This is a genomic window from Acinetobacter sp. DL27, assembly GCF_055810995.1.
Genome location: NZ_CM147947.1, coordinates 3,212,837 through 3,230,820, shown reverse-complemented (window position 1 = coordinate 3,230,820; position 17,984 = coordinate 3,212,837). Strand labels below are relative to the sequence as shown.

Genomic DNA, 17,984 nt, shown 5'->3' with positions numbered 1-17,984 from the left:
TACTCTAAACAAGAAATATATCATGCATTTATTTAAGTTATCAGTATCATCTACAAAAAGTTAAGATCAAGGGCATATAATTAAGAAATGTCTAGCTATATGCCTTGATATCTATTTGAGGAAAGTGCTATCTGTTTTTAACAGCAACTTGTAGTGTTATCTTCAAATGCACTTAATCGGCAGAAACAGGATGCTTCAATATTAATATCAGCCGAGGCAAGTGCTATATCACGTTGCAGCGAAATATCTCGAGCTTCTTTCTCTAGACCTAGTTTTGCTAAACACTCATAAAGTCCATGAAGACTCCATACATTGTTAGGGCGAATTCGGCGACGTCCAAGGTCACCTTCTAGCCCCAGTTCAATCCGATATTCTTGGGCTGCTACTTCAAAGTTTCCTTGTTCCATATTAAGTGCGCAGAATGCATGCCGAACTGGTTGTAACCAAGCTGGAGGATCACAATAAGGAAGAGCATCTTCTAATTTAATGCCTTCTCGCAAGATTGCGAATGCTTCTTTCGTATTACCTTTACGATACTCAATTTCGCCATGAATCATTTTGGCAGCAATTTTTAAAGCTTCGACCTCTTTAACAGGTATAGAGTTAAAGCGCTCTTCTGATACATTAGCTACTGCTTTTATAAAAGACTCTCTTTCTTTTTCGGCCTCTTTAACTCTTCTTAATGAAGCAAATGCTATGCCTTTTGCGTAGTGAATCATTGCGGTTGTGGAACTATATAGACCTTTATCTTTAGGTAGCTCAAGTTTCAGAATATCTTCCCACATGCCAAATCTAATCATAACATGTGGTAGTGTTGTGCAATGGCTTTCAGTTAAATTAGCCATTGGCGGTGTAGTGATATGTAGTACTTCGGGTGTTAAAATGTCATTGATACGATGAGCCATAAATAACGCTTCCTGTGATTTACCTGCCATCATTGCACCATAAGCACCTACCATTAAATTATGAACGCGATACAAGATATTCCAACCACCTGGATTCTTTTCTCTAGAAAAATATCTTTCATCGGCTGCGATTGCATCAAGATTAGAATAAACCACTCGACGCCAATCTCCGCATGCATTATCAATATGTGTGGACATATGGGCTAAATGTGACCCATCAGGTGATAAATTACGAAGGTTATCAGCAGCTGGCAATGCAACTTCAGGATAAGGTGACATTTCCATTAAATGTATATAGAGATGATTAATTACAGGATGACGATTTGCCCCAGGTTTAGTGAAAGCAACTTCAAGCACGTTTCTAGCTTCAACTGTACCTAAACCTATGGCTTCACCGGTATCTAAATCCCACAATTTACGAGGGCTCAAGCACATGAGTGCATCTGCAAACATTGCAGCTGCATCAAGATCATTAGAATATTTTTCATAAAATGATCTCATAGCTTGAGCATATGCAAAATTCAGCTCATGAAAGTCTTGTTCATCTATAGTCACGTGTTTTGGAAAGCGTGGAGCAAGGGCATCAATTAAATCTTTCTCAAATTGTGTCGCATTATGAGTCGCTGCTAACTTTGCTTGTTCCATAATTTCATTAATATATGGAATGGTATTCTGTAAGTCTGAAGGATCAAATAAATGCCAAGCTTTATTGTAATTTGGACCAGATGCAAAGGCGATGCCCCAATAAGCCATTGCGCATTTTGCATCATGTTCTAGAGCTTTCTTAAAACAATTTATGGCTTCACTCGGATTGAAACAATATGTCCATAATAAGCCACGATCAAACCAAAGTTGAGTATCAGGAGATGACGTAGTTATTTGACGCTGGTAATCTCCTAAATTGTAGTATTTATCAGACATTAAAGTCTCCTCATCAGTGAATAACAATAAAGATTTAAGGTTAGTGATTATGTCCAGCGTGTGGATCAATTTGAGTTGGGTTTTCTAAGCTACAAGTACTATTGCCTTGCCAATCAATGGCTATAGTTGGATGTTCAATAGAAAATTTGGATTTTAGCTCATTCTCAATGTTGAGAGTTAATGTCGCGAGGTCAACTCCATCTTTGGGTTTGACATGCAACGTTGCCATAGATCTACCTGATGTAATCATCCAAATATGTATATGGGTAATTTTTTCAATACCACTTACATTTTTCAAAAGATATTCAGTGATCTCTTGGGCATTAGCATTCTCAGGAGCACCCTCAAGTAAAATATGAAGAGTACGTTTAAATAAAGACCATGCGCTGCGTAGTACAAGTAAAGAAACTAGAACAGATAAAATTGGATCGATAGGAGTCCAGCCTGTGTACCAAATCACTATGGCAGCAATAATTGCTCCAACAGAGCCGAGTAAATCGCCCATTACATGGAGAATAGCTCCTTTAACATTGACATGTTCTGTATCGCCTCTTGTTAAGTACCATAAAACAAATAAGTTAACGAGCATACCTATAATAGCAACGATAAACATCGGTCCTGCCATGACAGGTTGAGGTGATTGAAAGCGTTCAATAGCCTCATAAATAATCCATCCAACGATTGCGAATAATGTAAGAGAATTCATTAAGCCAGCAATAACTTCGAATCGCATGTATCCAAATGTTTTTGAATTATCTGCAATGCGGCGACCGAAACGAAAGGCAGCATAAGCTAAACCTAAGGCAACGGCATCTGTAAGCATATGCCCTGCATCAGCCAGAAGTGCGAGTGAACCAGAGATGATTCCTCCAGTGGCTTCTACAAGCATGAACCCGAAAATGATAAAAAACGAAATCAGAATTTTTCTTTCGTTTCCGTTACTCACATCAGGAACATGTGAATGATCATGACCTTCATGCGAATGATCATGACCTTCATGCGAATGATCATGACATTTATGATTGTGATCGCGTTGATTACTCATGTATAAAAACCTAACATGTATATATTTTTACATATGAATATATGTTCATATGTAAAAATTGTCAAATTTAATTTATTAATTTTAATATAATCAATGGCATGTGCCATTTTTGAGCTAATAGGGAATCAAATTTTCTAAAGTAATACTGTTTTTACTTATTCTAAGAGAAATTTCTACTTAGGATAAAATGAATAATTTGACAGTCTAATACTGGAGGGATATTGCATGAATTTAATTTCCATAGACGGAGGTATGTTTTATAAAGCTGAAAAAACGGACTATTAAACTTATAGAAATTCACTTTTTAATAATTCATATAAATATATGTTCATTTGTATAATCTATTCAGATCACCCTATTGACCTTCCAATTATTGGAAACATTAGCATGTGTGCAACTGCTACAGAAACCTATCCAGAGTGATGTAGCTTTGCATAAAAGGTGAATATCATGAAAAAACGAATGACAGCGGTTGCTGTAGCAGTAGTGATTGCTATCTCAGGTGGTCTGCTGTACACAGCAAAAAATATATCGGATCAACCCAAGCAACAAGCTAGTTCAGCTCAAATGCCTATTCCTCAGGTTCCAGTTGCGGAAGTAATTACACAAGAACTTAATCCAACTGCCGAATATACAGGCTACTTATCGGCACCACAAAGCGTTGAAATCAAGTCCCGAGTCGGTGGTGTCATTAATAGTGTTAGTGTTCCTGAGGGCAGTTATGTTCGTAAGGGACAGGTATTATTTAAAATTGATCCTGCACCTTTTCAGGTTGCTCTGAAGACAGCCCAGGCACGACTGAAAGCAGCAGAGGTTCAGTATAGCCAGGCTGTTCTGGATTTTAACCGGGCAAATAAACTGGTCGAAAGTGGTGCCGTCTCCAATAAGGTTTATGACGATGCACTGGCAACCAAAAATAACCGTCAGGCTCAAGTACAGGAGGCTCAGGCAGCCGTCAGTGCAGCGAAGCTGGATTTATCTTATACCAATATTACAGCACCGATTTCAGGACGTATTGACCGTGTTCTTGTCACCAGTGGTAACTTGATTGCAGGTGGAAATACAGGCAATGCCACAGCCTTAACCACCATCGTTTCAGTCAATCCGCTGTATGTTTATTTTGACCTTGATGAAAAAACCTTTCTCAATCTAAAGGGACAAAATAAATCTGGACAATTCAACTTGCCAATCGAAATGGGATTGGCAAATACAGAAACTTATCCTTATACAGGGAAATTAAACTTTGTAAGTACTCAAATTGACCAGCGTACAGGGACGCTACGGGTTAGGGCATCTATTACCAATGATTCAGGTGAATTAGCACCAGGTATGTTTGCCAGAGTTAAGCTGACCACTGGAAATAAACAGTCCACCATTCTGATAGATGATCAGGCGGTGGGTACAGATCAGGGCAATAATTTTGTTCTGGTTCTTGGTTCGAATAATACGGTTGAATTTAGGCCTGTAACACTTGGCTCGGTCGTTGATGGATTGCGGATTATTAGCAGTGGTCTGCAAACTGGCGATAAAGTCATTATTAAAGGGCTGGTTCGCCCAGGAATGCAGGTCAAGCCAAATATCGTTCCAATGCAAACGCCTACTCCGACTGAAAGTGCCGCACAGGGGAAATAAGCCATGAAGAATTTCCCTCATTTCTTTGTTAATCGGCCAATATTTGCGGTCGTGATCTCTGTGCTGATCGTCATTCTCGGTGCTTTATCACTGTTTAAACTGCCATTGAGTGAATATCCAGCCATTACACCACCGACTGTACAGGTCATGGCAAGTTATCCTGGTGCCAACCCCAAAATCATTGCCGAGACGGTTTCCTCCCCTCTGGAACAAGCCGTGAACGGTGTTGAGAACATGTTGTATATGAGTTCTCAAACCGCAGCCGATGGCAAGATGGTACTGACCGTCACCTTTAAACAGGGTACAGACCCTGATAAAGCACAGATACAGGTACAAAACAGGGTTTCTCGTGCATTGCCACGCTTACCTGAAGAAGTTCAACGCATTGGTGTGGTCACTGAAAAAACCTCACCCGATATTCTCATGGTCATCAATTTGGTGTCATCCAACAAGAATCATGATCCACTATATTTGTCCAACTATGCACTGTTAAATGTGCGTGATGAGCTTGCACGTTTACCAGGTGTTGGAAATATCGAGATTGGTGGTGCTGGTGAATATTCGATGCGTGTCTGGATTGATCCTGAAAAAGTGGCTGCCCGTGGTTTAACCGCCAATGATGTGGTTGCAGCCATTCGTGAACAAAACATGCAGGTTGCTGCGGGTTCTGTTGGTCAACAACCAAATACAACATCGGCCTATCAAGTTACTGTTAATACGCTGGGACGTTTAACCACTGAAGAGCAATTCAGTGAAATCGTGGTTAAAGCTGGTGACACTGGACAAATCACACGCCTGAAAGATGTTGCACGAATTGAACTGGGTTCTGATGCTTATACCATGCGAGCTTTACTGGATGGTAAGCCAACATCTGCCTTACAAATCTTTATGACACCAGGTGCCAATGCACTCGATGTTTCAAGTGAAGTCCGTGAAACGATGGCAGAATTGAAGAAAAGCTTCCCTGACGGTGTGGATTATAAAATTCCTTATGATCCAAATATTTTCGTAAAAGCTTCTTTGAAATCAGTCATTACCACTCTGTTAGAAGCCATTGCACTGGTTGTGCTTGTTGTCATCCTGTTCCTGCAAACATGGCGTGCATCCATTATTCCTTTAATTGCCGTTCCCGTTTCACTGATTGGTACGTTTGCAATTATGTATTATTTCGGCTTCTCCCTAAATACATTGACCTTATTTGGACTGGTACTGTCGATTGGTATTGTGGTCGATGATGCAATTGTGGTGGTGGAGAACGTAGAACGGCATATTGCATTAGGCGAATCACCAAAAGAAGCTGCCCGTAAGGCAATGTCTGAGGTGACAGGGCCAATTATCGCGATTACTGCGGTTTTATCTGCTGTATTTATTCCATCGGCATTTCTTACAGGATTGCAGGGTGAGTTCTATCGCCAATTTGCCTTGACCATTGCGATTTCAACCATCTTATCTGCAATCAACTCTTTAACACTTTCACCAGCTTTAGCAGGTATCTTGCTTAAACCACATCAAGCTGGAAATAAAAAACGTGATTTAACCGAACGCTTATTTGGTTGGTTCTTTAGAGGATTCAATCGGTTCTTTGATAAGGCATCGGACAAATATGTAGGTGCAGTCCGCAAGGGGGTACGTTTAAGTGCCATCATGCTGATTTTGTATGTAGGTTTTCTTGGCCTAACTTGGTTAGGTTTTAACAAAGTGCCGCAAGGCTTTGTTCCTGCACAGGACAAGTATTATCTAGTTGGTATCGCCCAGTTACCTACAGGCGCATCTTTAGACCGCACAGAAGCTGTAGTTAAACAGATGACGGAAATTGCACTGAATGAACCTGGTGTGGAAAGCGTCATGGCATTCCCAGGCTTTACACCAAGTGGTCCAGTCAATGTACCAAACTCTGCCTTGATGTTTGCCATGCTTGATCCATTTGAGGCTCGTCAGGACCCCTCATTATCAGCAGGAGCAATTGCTGGAAAATTAATGGGTAAATTCAGTCAGATTCCTGACGGATTTGCGGGCATCTTTCCACCACCACCAGTACCTGGCTTAGGTTCTATGGGCGGATTCAAGCTACAAATTGAAGATCGGGCTGGTTTAGGCTTTGAAACACTGGCACGTGTACAGGGCGAGATTATGGCGAAAGCCTCTCAGACGCCTGAACTTGTCGGTATGCTTGCGAGTTTCCAGGCAAATGCTCCACAGATTGAAGTTGATATTGACCGTGTAAAAGCGAAGTCACAAGGTGTACCACTGACCGATATTTTTGAAACACTACAAATCAATCTGGGGTCAATCTATATCAATGACTTTAATCGGTTTGGTCGTACTTATCGTGTAATTGCTCAGGCAGATTCCCCATTCCGTATGCAACCAGAGAACATTAATCTGTTAAAGGTGAGAAATGCAGCGGGAGACATGATTCCGCTTTCGACCTTTGTCACGATTAAGCGTAGTTCTGGCCCTGATCGTGTTATGCACTATAACAGTTTCCCATCAGCCGATATTAGTGGTAACGCTGCATCAGGTTATTCATCTGGTCAGGCAACTGCCGCAATTGAAAAAATTGTGCAGGAAACATTGCCACAAGGTATGACCTATGAATGGACCGATCTGGTCTATCAGGAAAAGAATACAGGCAATACTGCGGTCATGGTTTTTGCTCTAGCAATTATTTTGGCGTTCCTTTTCCTTGCAGCTCAATACAACAGTTGGTCAATGCCTTTTGCAGTATTACTTATTGCACCAATGGCCTTGTTATCTGCGATTGTAGGTGTTTGGGTAACTGGTAGTGATAACAACATCTTTACCCAGATTGGCTTTGTTGTTCTGGTGGGACTTGCTGCAAAAAATGCCATCTTAATTGTGGAGTTTGCCCGAGCCAAAGAGGATGAGGGTTTGAATCCTTTTGATGCAGTACTTGAAGCAGCCCGATTAAGATTACGCCCGATTCTAATGACCTCAATTGCATTTATTGCTGGTGTGATACCACTGGTATTAGCCACAGGTGCTGGTGCAGAAATGCGTCATGCCATGGGTATCGCTGTTTTCTCTGGAATGCTGGGCGTGACAATCTTTGGTTTGCTGTTTACACCCATTTTCTATGTCGTCATTCGTAATTTTATTCTGCGTAGAGAACAGGCCAAAGCACTGGTACAGGAGGGTTCAAAATGAAAAATTTAACACTTCATTTAAACCGATACACCTTCCTCAAGAAAATGAGTGTACTAACCACTGCCACTATTCTTGCAGGATGTTCAATGGCACCCATATATGAGCGACCTGTCTCTCCTGTGTCGGAACACTATCCAACAGGAGAGGCTTATCCAGGGCTGCAAGTGAACAATGGAAAGCAAACAGTCGCAGCCGATATTGGCTGGCGTGACTTTTATACCGATCCTGTCTTACTCCAACTCATCGATCATGCATTGAAAAACAATCATGATTTTAAGGTGACAGCTTTAAATGTTGAGGCGATAGAAGCACAGTATCGTATTCGTCGTGCTGACCGTTTACCGCATGTGGGTGTTACCGCAGAGTCAGCCAGTCAGCGTTTACCGTCTGATCTTGCTTATAACCCCCGCATGTATCAGGTTGGTGTTACTTCGGTCGCATGGGAAGTCGATTTATGGGGCCGAGTACGCAGTCTGAGTGATCAGGCTTTACAGAACTATTTGGCTTCTAAAGAGGTCCAGACAGCATCACAGTTAAGTCTGGTATCCGCAGTTGCTAATGCTTATCTGGTCTATAAGGCCGATCAGGAAACGTTAGGTTTAACCAAGGCGACTTTGGCGACACAGCAGAAATCCTATGACTTGACCAGGAAACTTGTTGATGTTGGTAATGCAACCCGATTTGATTTACGTCAAGCTGAAATAGGACTGCGCACCGCACAAACCAATTATGCAAAATTCTTGCGTATTACTGCACAGGATCGTAATGCTCTGGTGTTACTTCTGGGTTCACCATTAACACAGGAATTGGCGGCCCAATTGGACCAGTCCCCCAAAATTCCTGATCAGGTTGTTATGCAGGATATACCAGTTGGTTTGCCATCGGATCTACTTCAACGTCGTCCAGACATTCGTGCCGCAGAACATAAGCTTCAGGCTGCGAATGCAAACATTGGAGCAGCCCGTGCAGCATTTTTTCCATCCATTACCCTAACGGGTTCGGCGGGTACGGCAAGTTCCAGTCTGGATAATCTATTTAATGCAGGTACAGGTGCATGGAGTTTTATGCCCAAGATTAACTTGCCCATATTTAATGCAGGTTTAAATCAGGCAAATCTGGATCGCTCACACATCATGAAGCAGATTGAAGTCATCAACTATGACAAATCTATTCAAACAGCTTTTCGTGAAGTTGCTGATGGGCTGGCTGGCAAGTCCACACTAGATGAACAGATCAAATCGCAGCAGCAAATGATTGCGGCCAGCCAGGATGCCCATAAGTTGGCAACCTTACGTTTTGATGCTGGTGAAGATAATTATCTCGCAGTCCTCGACTCACAACGAACTCTGTATGCATCTCAGCAGGCACTTATACAGACCCGCCTGGAACGCCTGAATAATCAGGTCAACCTCTACAAGGCATTAGGTGGAGGCTGGAATGAACATACCGTACAGATTGAACGTAAATCTTTGAAATAGCACATCGATGGAATTCATCTTTTGATGGAAAGAGATGAATTCCTGACAAGATGAAACAGAATATGAGGTCATATAAATGAAATTTATTATCCATGATATAGAAAACTTCCCATTTGTTGAGTTTAAGCAAGATCAGGCAGTTCCAGGTTATTCACCTCAATGGCAGTTGGAAATGCAGGAATTCTTGGAAATGAGCAGTCCGTTTGTGATTGTTTATGATCAATTATCAATGCAAGAAACACCTGAAGACTTTAAACAACGTGGTCTTTGGCTTAAAAACCATAAAGATGAACTTAATCAGTTATGTAAGGCAATTATCTGCATTGAACCTGATCAGGAAAAAAGAGTTGCCATCAGAAAGATGACGGAAATGGCTGTAAAGGCATTTGGCATTCCTTATGAAATCGTCAATACCAGGGAAGACGCCGAACGGATTGTGGATGAACTTATTCAAGTCTAAGGTGAATATGATGAACACTATTTATATCAATCAATTGAAGCAAGATGTTGATGGTCAAGGGAAAAAATCAAAGCCTTTTTTCATGACATTCTTACTCATTCTTATGACGTTAGGATTAGCTTCAATTTCGCATGCAAAAGCACCGATCAATACAGCTTTGGAAACCGTGGAGAGCTATCTTAATATCTGGAATGGTACGCAGCCAGATGACCTGACTAAAGTTCTTGACACGAATGTTGAGTATTTCAATACAAGTAATGAAGAAAACCGTAAAGGTACAGCATCTGTAATTGAGGTACCCAAGTTTTTATTAACAGTCATTCCTGATCGGAAGATGACGCTTACATCCCCGCCACTCATTGTTGGTGATAAGGTTGCTGTCGAATGGCAGCTTCAGGGAACCCTCAATAAAAAAGACCAGTCTGGTAAAAAAGACGCAAAAGTAATCACTTTTAAAGGTGCTTCATTTTTTGAGGTTAAAAATAATAAAATTATATACATCGGTGATTACTACAACAATCATCCATTGCGTAGTCAGTTAGAGCCATAATCAGGAGTGCTATAAAATGTCTTCGCACAACCATACACAAGATCACAAACATAACCACTCTGAACATGATCATAACCATGATCATTCTGGGCATAAGCATAGTCATGGTAACACCCATAAGCACAACCATGATCACTCAGGACACCATCATGGTCATGGTGGTCATGATCACGACCACGATCATGACCACAGCCATATCCCAAGTAATAAAAAAATTCTGACCATAAGCTTTTTACTGATTACCATTTTTATGGTAGTGGAATTTATAGGTGGTTTTATTACCAATAGTTTGGCCTTGATTTCAGATGCCGGTCACATGCTGAGTGACTCTGTTGCACTTGGTATTGCACTTGCAGCAGTCTTCATCGGTCAAAAACAGATTACCAAAAATAAAACATACGGCTATCAACGCTTTGAAATACTGGCTGCTGCATTGAATGGTATTACACTGGTTGGTATCGCACTGTATATCTTTATTGAGGCAATTCTACGGTTTCAGCAACCACAACATATTGAAGTACAAGGGATGTTGATCGTTGCTAGTATTGGATTGCTGATTAATATCATTGTTGCAGTAATGATTTTTAAAGGTAGTGATACCGAACACGACTTGAATATGCGAGGTGCTTACCTGCATGTACTCAGTGATTTGTTAGGTTCTATTGGCGCAATTGCTGCTGCGCTATGTATCTACTTCTTTGGATGGGCCTGGGCAGATACTTTAGCCAGTGTTCTAGTTGCAATACTTGTTCTTCGCAGTGGATATTCAGTTGTAGTAAAGGCTTCGCATGTTTTAATGCAGGGTACACCAGAAAAATTTGACTTGGCAGAAATCAAAGAAACCATTCTTCAAGGCCAGCGAATTCAGGGTGTACATGATTTACATATATGGAGTCTGACAAGTAAACGTTATATTTTATCCTGCCATATTGTTGTGAGTGAAGAAATGAGTATGCAGGAAGTGCAGATACTCTTACATGATCTGGAGAATGTCATACAAAATCTAGGTATTGAGCATGTCACTATTCAGGCTGAAACATCACTCAACAATCACGATGATATTCATCATTGCATTATTGAAAATATACCAAAGGATTCAGAACACTGAGTTTAAAAAGGTTAAATATTCCTAATATAGGTGCTTATCTAATCACAAGTGGTACCCAAGTTTAATGGCACTTAAAAGTGCCATTAAACTATATATAATTCAATTTGATATGTAATAAAATTACCCATAGGAAAGAATTATGGACTAGGCTAAAAGAAGATGGTCACAATTGTAAGATTCGAATATTATTTTTCCTCCTTTTCCTCCTTTTCCTCCTTTTCCTCCTTTAACTTGATATTCGTGATTCCAATTTTTCTTAGAGCATTCAATAACGTTGATTCACCCTCTGACAAGCCAGCAGATTTTGAATGTCTAAAAACAAATAATTGAGTAACCAAATTGGAGCCTAGGAGAGTTGTCGTATAAGAGCCCTCTGACAAAGGCAGGCTCTCCATGAGCCCAGAAATATACTGCTCAAATTGTTCTGCGGTTCTTGACCTAAATATTAGACCAGCATGCCCACGCTCCTTGAGAACACTTTCCCCATCTACAGTTGAAACGTAAGTCGCTGGTTGTATATCGAAAAGATAAACTGGAGGGCAATTTACAAGAGATAATCGGATGACCAATGCTCCACGAAGTGCTGTTTTATTTGAGTTTGCATAACACCAATTTTTATAAGTTTGTTTTTCTCCATCTGTAATATCTTTATTATTTAATGTTTCTGAATTAACGAAAAAGGCCATGAGAGTGGGTTTATCGCGGTAATCAAACTCTTCCTCAAAAGTATAATAGTGGACTGCATTGACAATACTGGGATTTAACGAGCGAGCCTTTAAACATGCATTCCATAGGCCCATGATTCTTCCATGATCTGGAGCTTCAAACTCTGTATCTCCATTAGTGGTCGGGTTAATTTGGACATTTAGAACTTCCTTAGAGCTATCAGGTTCTCCTGTACCAACTGTATTGGTTTCTTTAGTATTTTTCTTTCTCTGTGGCTGGGTGATGGTTCTTTCATACTTTGTTTTACTTTTTTCCCCGATAGGGCCTGAACCTAACCATGTAAATTCATGACCTAAAATAACCGATTGTAATAATGGTTTGCGCCCTCCTTGATCTTCAGATACGTTAATCTGGCCAGGACCTAGTTGCAACTGAGGAGGATTAGGTGAGTTGACATCTACAGGTTTCTTAATGCGGTGAATTACCTTTGGAACACGTCTGATAAGTGTTTGATCAGGTAGTTCTATTCCAAGGATTGTCAAGGCTAAAAAAGCATTGGTGTCAGGAATACAAAAACCTGAAACCCTAATTTTTCTCGTTTCCTTATGCCATGGCATTACTTTAGGGTATATATGGTTTCTTTGGATAAAATCATCATGTTTTGCAATACTGCTAAATAAGATTCTTACGGCATCTTGGGTATATTTGCTATATTTATAGTAGGCAATAAATACATGATCATCTGTTGTGAGGCTATCACCTATAAGGATCGTCCAGGTGTTTTCTTCTTCTGGATGAGGGGTGTAGAGCCGTTCATGTCTTTCGGTCTCATCATATGTTGTCAGAATTCTAGGAAGTTCTGTAGAGAGACCATATCCTCTCACCAGAAACTCAAAACAAGGTACGAGTAGTTCCTTATATTCCTGATCCGTTAAGGAGAAAGAAATGCAATTCTCACGTTGGCTTGGATTAATATAAAATTTATTCTTGTCTGAGAAGAAATGATCTATTCTCCCTGTCTTTTCGTCTCGCTTATATGCTTGAACATAGGTATGTGTAAAATCCGTATGGTCAATATCAAACTCCCTTATTTCAAAGGGAAGATAGTCAACTAATCGTTCATGGTGCCAAACTGTTCCAATAGGCCAAGACACCAAATCTGTTATATTTGCATCAATAAAAATAAAATTATCTGTGGGTGTGTAATCTTCCAGAAGTTCCCTAAAAGCCACATGAACTTTAGGTTGAGCATTTCTACGATCAGCTTTTGCTAACGCTCCATACCACCACACCATTAAGAACTTTTCAGCATTGGATTCAAGAACTTTGAATGCCGGTGATTTTGTTTTATCTGGAGAGTTATCAGTATTTTTTTCATTAGAATGATTGTTCATGGTCAACCTCTCTATTAGTAATATTATCGACTAGTCAATTCTTCTTATATGCTCAGCTCGGCCGTAGGGATATATTGCCCATCTACCCAATCGTAAAGCTGAATATCACAAACACCATTCAAACGATGTCCCAAGACCATTGCAAAAACTGAGGGTGCTTTAATAAAGAGGTGTAATTTAGATAACTTATTTTCAGATTTGAATGAAACTAAAGCGGATTTTGCCTCTCTCACAGCAAGATTTAGAGTTTCCATATTATCAATCGCATAAGAGCTTTCTAGATTCAGTCTAGGTAAGCTCTTTACTTCATTTATTGTAGAGTCAATGTCTTTACCTATAGCTGTAGGAAATCCGATAGTAACTATGGCTTCAGTTTCTCCCTGTAGCTCAACAGGGGCGATTTTATTAAAAAATTGTCCCTCTTTCTGTTTATGGTCATCAGTGCGATAAGCGAGGCCATTATGTTCTATTTCAAGTAGGAAATTACGTGTGGCACTAAATACATAGCCAAGCATACATGCGGTGGACATTCTTTGTTTACCGTCTATAAGGAGGGTTCTACGGTCACCACTGCTATGAATGAAATCCCCAATCGATACCGCTTTTTTGATTAGGTTGTTCCAGTCGCTGGAGGTTTTTTGGGCACGATCAGGACCATTGAAATCACGAATATCTAAGTTTAAGTCTTGGTACTGACTGGTTGAAGTAGAAAGGTTAATTTTGATAGGATCTGATAGCCATTGGCTTCTATCTTCTTCAAGAGCATGGCAAATAAAATTTTCAAAGTCTTTGCGATGTATTGGACCAAAAGAAGAACGAGAAATCAATTTTTTAAACTGATCTCTTAACTGTTTGGCTTTACGTGTAGTGAGTTCGATATTGGATAATTTCTCTTCTATTTCGCCTATAAATACAGAGTCGCTATCTTCAGCATTGAAAGACAGGAAATCAACATGGTCAAGTGCAAACTCAGCAAGTGAGGTTTCGAATCCCTTATCGCTACACCACTGAATAATATCCTGACGACTTTTTTGTAAAATCACAGAATCGGCACTGTATGAAGAGCCAACGCCTCTAATTCTCTCAATCTGGGCAAGAAATGGGTGAAGTGTAGAGGTATAGAGTGGGCATACTAAACTAAAGCGAGTATATTCACTTGATGGAATATCAAACGCCTCCTTGAAGCGCTTAATTTCTTTCCAGAAGTCTGTAGAAGTCAGCGAATGATTTTTAGCTTCATACATGACACGCTGGAAATCTTTCTCTGAAGAGAAGTAGCAAACCTCAACATCACCTATTGATTCACTCACAATGTGACTAAAAGCACTTTCAGATAGCCATAGTGGCAGGTTCTTTAATACAAAGGCATCCTGATAATCAAACCCTACTCGTGCAATTGCACCACCAGTTGATTGTTTTTCTAACAGACTTGCACTCATTATTATCTCTCTAAATCCAGGGTGGATGGGTAACAGGAACCATCTGGTAGGTAGGTGTGGGCACTGCCCTCAAGATGATTGTTTTTTAAATGAAAAATCAGTAAGACTACAAAATTTGCCCCAACTTTTGGATCGGACACCAATTCCCTCATGGTGTGATGGTCTTTACTGCTGGGTTGTACACTAAAGAGAGGATGGCTATGCCATTCACCTAAATAGTTAAATTTTTGATAATTATTGTTTGTTGATTTATGAAAAAGGCGAATTGCTTTAATAGCATCCGTAATTCCACGTACAAAGGATGCGATCGTTCCACTCTTTTGAACAGTTAATGAGCTAACTCTAAAATGATTTGTACCTATATGCTCACCCATTAAAACACCGCCACATTCGTGGGTTCCAGACTTCAACAGGGCTTTTATCAGTAAAATTTGTATATCAGTAGGAATGGATATTTTCAGCATTAGTATTAACCTTTCATCGGTTCAGGCTCTTCAATAGAATTGCCATTTTCACTTTCAGATATCTGTTTATCCGTAGGAGATTCTGTTACTAACGCACCTGAACAATCGATAGGATGAGTATCAAAAGGACATTGAAATATCCAATATTTACGGAACCCTATTAAATATGCTGAATATGGATAAGAGGATTGCTCATCAACTGTACATAAAGTATCTAATGTGAACTGAGTCATAGACGCTGCAAGAGCCGTTACATCTGCATCTGATGCAATATATGTTTGGTTTTGTGTTTGAAAGCCGTAATTATTAACTTTGCCTTCTGGGATTGGTTCCAACGTTTGTAAGACACCATAAATATGATTGCGAAGCTCTAAAGGTGAGGCATCTAACGTTGGGCGACTACGGGCCATCATTGCTCCACCACCGCCACCAAAGATTTCACCCCATACCATTGGTATATGTTTTCTTTTAGCAATTGCAGCTAAGGTTAGAAATGTATGTGAGTTTGCTGTCGCATCAATAATCAGATTACATGTACCAATGGCATTAGCGATATTGGAATTTAAATGAGGATTTTCCTGGCCACCAATTTGCATTTCATACGTTTCAATCTGCATGTCTAATGCAGTTCGTTTTAATGCTCTTTCAACAGCATGGGTTTTAGCAAAGCCAACATCTAACCAGTTGAGTTCATTACGGACAAGATTCTGGGGTGCCAGAATATCATCATCAATAAGTAGAAAGTTTTTACAGCCAGACCGCGCCAGTGAAATTGCAATTTTACTTCCTAACGATCCAAGACCAACGATTACTATCTTTGCATCATTGATATTGCTAAATTGTGCTGGCAATCTTTGATTCTGATCATCATGTAGATTAATAGCTGGATAACTTACGAAAAGTGGTGCTGTATTATTAATTAAGAATAGTTCCAAGTTACCATTTAAGTCATATAACAATAGAGGCTTTATGGAACTTGTGAATTCCTCCTGAGTAGGCCATAAATTGCCTAAAGAGGATTCTAACGAAAGTCGATCATTTACAGATTCCTTTAATAAAGGAACAGAATCAACTCTTATTGCCCATCCAGACAATTCAAATCTTTCATTAGAAAATGATGGGACGATGTCAGGTAGAGGTTTGTTTTGAATATTTGTTGGAACAATAACGGTCTTGTCCCGAATGCTTGAGATGGCAACCTTAAAGTCCATTTTTTCAGGGTCACTACCCAAGAGTATGTGACGTAACATTGGTGTTTCAATGAACCTTTCTGAAATACCTCTTAATTTTTGACCTATTGTTTCAGAATGCCTAGATGGCACAGGTTCTACATCCATCTCCAATACAGTCATTGCGTCTGTTAATAAAAGAATCCGGGCACTTCTAATTAGTTCCACTCCACTGATATTTGTATTCCAATTATCTGGACCGTATTCTAGACACAGCACTCCTGAACCACCGTACTGGTGCAAGATACTCCATCTTTCACCAGATTTTTGTGGACGTATATATGCTGGTAGCTCTGGGAAAAGCTCTGGATATACTAAAACACCATTAAAATCTATAGTTCCTATCTTGAGAGAGAAGTTTAAATGCAGTTCATTAGTGTTTGTTGAGTTCCACTCCTGAATCTTAAAACTGTTTTCCTCATTTTCAAGATCGGTCAATAACTGCCGTTCTTGAATTAAGCGTTCTAATGGTGTTTTTAGCAGTTCCATTACGCAAAGCCTCCTGGTTTATTTGGATAAACAGGGGTTGATGGAAATGTTAATCCTGCACCTAAAGCTGAACGGATTAAAGAGCTGGCCATATCAGCAGAATTTGCACTTTTGTGTGATGCCGAACGTGGAAAACGATTACCCAAGACCTGCCGCCATAGAGCTAATGCTTTATCATCATCTGTTTCATTTAAGGCATTTCGTGCAATAGCAGCTTGTTCTTTTACCTTTTCATAAAAGGTTTTGAACTCATCTGCTGTGACCGCAGAAAAAACATTATTGCCTGCAACACCAGGATCTTCTAAATGTGGAATTATGCCTAGTGACGCATAAATCCCATAAGAATCCCTGATTGTTTCTAAAAGATAAACAAACAACTTTTCATAGTTGGATTCGTAGTAATTCATATGCTTGGCAACCAGGCATTCTAAAATGAATCCTTTTGGTCGTTTTAAATCAGACAAGTTCTCACGACGCCACCATTTAAATAGCTTCACAAGAGGCTTAAATCGCCCATTTGCATTTTTATTCACCTCAACAGTCCACTCGGTATGGGCTGGAGGGTTGGTAACTAGCCATTCTTCAAGATGAATGTCTGGAATCAGATAGCCACCATATCCATCTGAAATGATAGGGACAACATCCATATCAACTTTTTTCAACTTAACATTTACTGAACGACGGTTAACGGTGAGATCGGTATATCCAATATCCTTTAATGCTGTATGTACTGCATCAAGGACAATTTGAGGATTATCGTTAATTGTGTGATTTGTAAGGGCAATAATATCTACATCTGGTCTTTGTGTGATACCGCCTATAGTAGTCGGACGTACTGCCGTATTTCTTTTATAAGAACCTGATAAGAACGTATGCACATGTACTTTGCTGAATTCATTATGCACTTTTAAAGCATTACGAAGCGTATTATGTGCGCTTGAACAATCATTAACTGTTGTTGTAGATGGTTCAATATCGGAAAGTAGGTCAAGAAACTGCTGTTGAGTTGTCATAATTCTCTCTGAGCCCATGTACT

13 protein-coding genes are annotated in these 17,984 nt (G+C 39.9%); 6 read left to right on the top strand and 7 right to left on the bottom strand.

Going from position 1 to position 17,984, the window contains the following annotated elements:
- Positions 1-137 precede the first annotated feature (137 nt).
- Both AC0KVP_RS15535 and AC0KVP_RS15530 read right to left on the bottom strand, forming a co-directional pair.
- Positions 138-1,826, bottom strand: a complete 1,689-nt coding sequence (locus AC0KVP_RS15535) for a hypothetical protein (protein WP_023187987.1) — start codon at positions 1,824-1,826, stop codon at positions 138-140.
- Between the two features lie 40 nt (positions 1,827-1,866).
- Complete coding sequence (locus AC0KVP_RS15530) at positions 1,867-2,871, bottom strand: cation diffusion facilitator family transporter (RefSeq protein ID WP_023187986.1); 1,005 nt, start codon at positions 2,869-2,871, stop codon at positions 1,867-1,869.
- Between the two features lie 450 nt (positions 2,872-3,321).
- On the opposite strand from AC0KVP_RS15530, the gene AC0KVP_RS15525 reads away from it, so the two are divergent.
- From AC0KVP_RS15525 to AC0KVP_RS15500, 6 genes are all read left to right on the top strand, one after another.
- Complete coding sequence (locus AC0KVP_RS15525; protein WP_023187985.1) at positions 3,322-4,503, top strand: efflux RND transporter periplasmic adaptor subunit; 1,182 nt, start codon at positions 3,322-3,324, stop codon at positions 4,501-4,503.
- Between the two features lie 3 nt (positions 4,504-4,506).
- A complete protein-coding gene (locus AC0KVP_RS15520; RefSeq protein WP_008942230.1) occupies positions 4,507-7,671 on the top strand; it encodes an efflux RND transporter permease subunit in 3,165 nt (1,054 codons plus the stop codon).
- Positions 7,668-9,149: an efflux transporter outer membrane subunit gene (locus tag AC0KVP_RS15515; RefSeq protein ID WP_008942231.1), complete on the top strand. Its 1,482-nt coding sequence runs from the start codon at positions 7,668-7,670 to the stop codon at positions 9,147-9,149. Before AC0KVP_RS15520 ends, AC0KVP_RS15515 begins: the two co-directional genes overlap by 4 nt.
- Before the next feature lie 76 nt (positions 9,150-9,225).
- Complete coding sequence (locus AC0KVP_RS15510; RefSeq protein WP_008942232.1) at positions 9,226-9,609, top strand: hypothetical protein; 384 nt, start codon at positions 9,226-9,228, stop codon at positions 9,607-9,609.
- 7 nt (positions 9,610-9,616) lie between these two features.
- Positions 9,617-10,159, top strand: a complete 543-nt coding sequence (locus AC0KVP_RS15505) for a nuclear transport factor 2 family protein (RefSeq protein ID WP_023270948.1) — start codon at positions 9,617-9,619, stop codon at positions 10,157-10,159.
- A gap of 16 nt (positions 10,160-10,175) precedes the next feature.
- On the top strand, positions 10,176-11,267 hold the full coding sequence (locus AC0KVP_RS15500) for a cation diffusion facilitator family transporter (protein ID WP_023187984.1): 1,092 nt from the start codon (positions 10,176-10,178) through the stop codon (positions 11,265-11,267).
- A 185-nt stretch (positions 11,268-11,452) separates the two neighbouring features.
- On the opposite strand, the gene AC0KVP_RS15495 is transcribed toward AC0KVP_RS15500, so the two are convergent.
- The 5 genes from AC0KVP_RS15495 to AC0KVP_RS15475 are packed head-to-tail and all read right to left on the bottom strand — an operon-like array spanning position 11,453 to position 17,961.
- Positions 11,453-13,327: a hypothetical protein gene (locus AC0KVP_RS15495; protein ID WP_043971761.1), complete on the bottom strand. Its 1,875-nt coding sequence runs from the start codon at positions 13,325-13,327 to the stop codon at positions 11,453-11,455.
- Between the two features lie 44 nt (positions 13,328-13,371).
- The gene (cap4, locus tag AC0KVP_RS15490; RefSeq protein ID WP_023187982.1) at positions 13,372-14,766 is read right to left on the bottom strand and encodes a CD-NTase-associated endodeoxyribonuclease Cap4; all 1,395 of its coding nucleotides are present in this window, start codon (positions 14,764-14,766) and stop codon (positions 13,372-13,374) included.
- A gap of 2 nt (positions 14,767-14,768) precedes the next feature.
- On the bottom strand, positions 14,769-15,230 hold the full coding sequence (locus AC0KVP_RS15485; RefSeq protein ID WP_005314752.1) for a Mov34/MPN/PAD-1 family protein: 462 nt from the start codon (positions 15,228-15,230) through the stop codon (positions 14,769-14,771).
- Between the two features lie 5 nt (positions 15,231-15,235).
- Positions 15,236-16,948 (bottom strand): ThiF family adenylyltransferase, encoded by a 1,713-nt coding sequence (locus AC0KVP_RS15480; RefSeq protein WP_023187981.1) that lies wholly within the window; start codon positions 16,946-16,948, stop codon positions 15,236-15,238.
- The gene (locus AC0KVP_RS15475; RefSeq protein WP_023187980.1) at positions 16,948-17,961 is read right to left on the bottom strand and encodes an SMODS domain-containing nucleotidyltransferase; all 1,014 of its coding nucleotides are present in this window, start codon (positions 17,959-17,961) and stop codon (positions 16,948-16,950) included. The genes AC0KVP_RS15480 and AC0KVP_RS15475 overlap by 1 nt, the downstream gene beginning before the upstream one ends.
- Positions 17,962-17,984 lie beyond the last annotated feature (23 nt).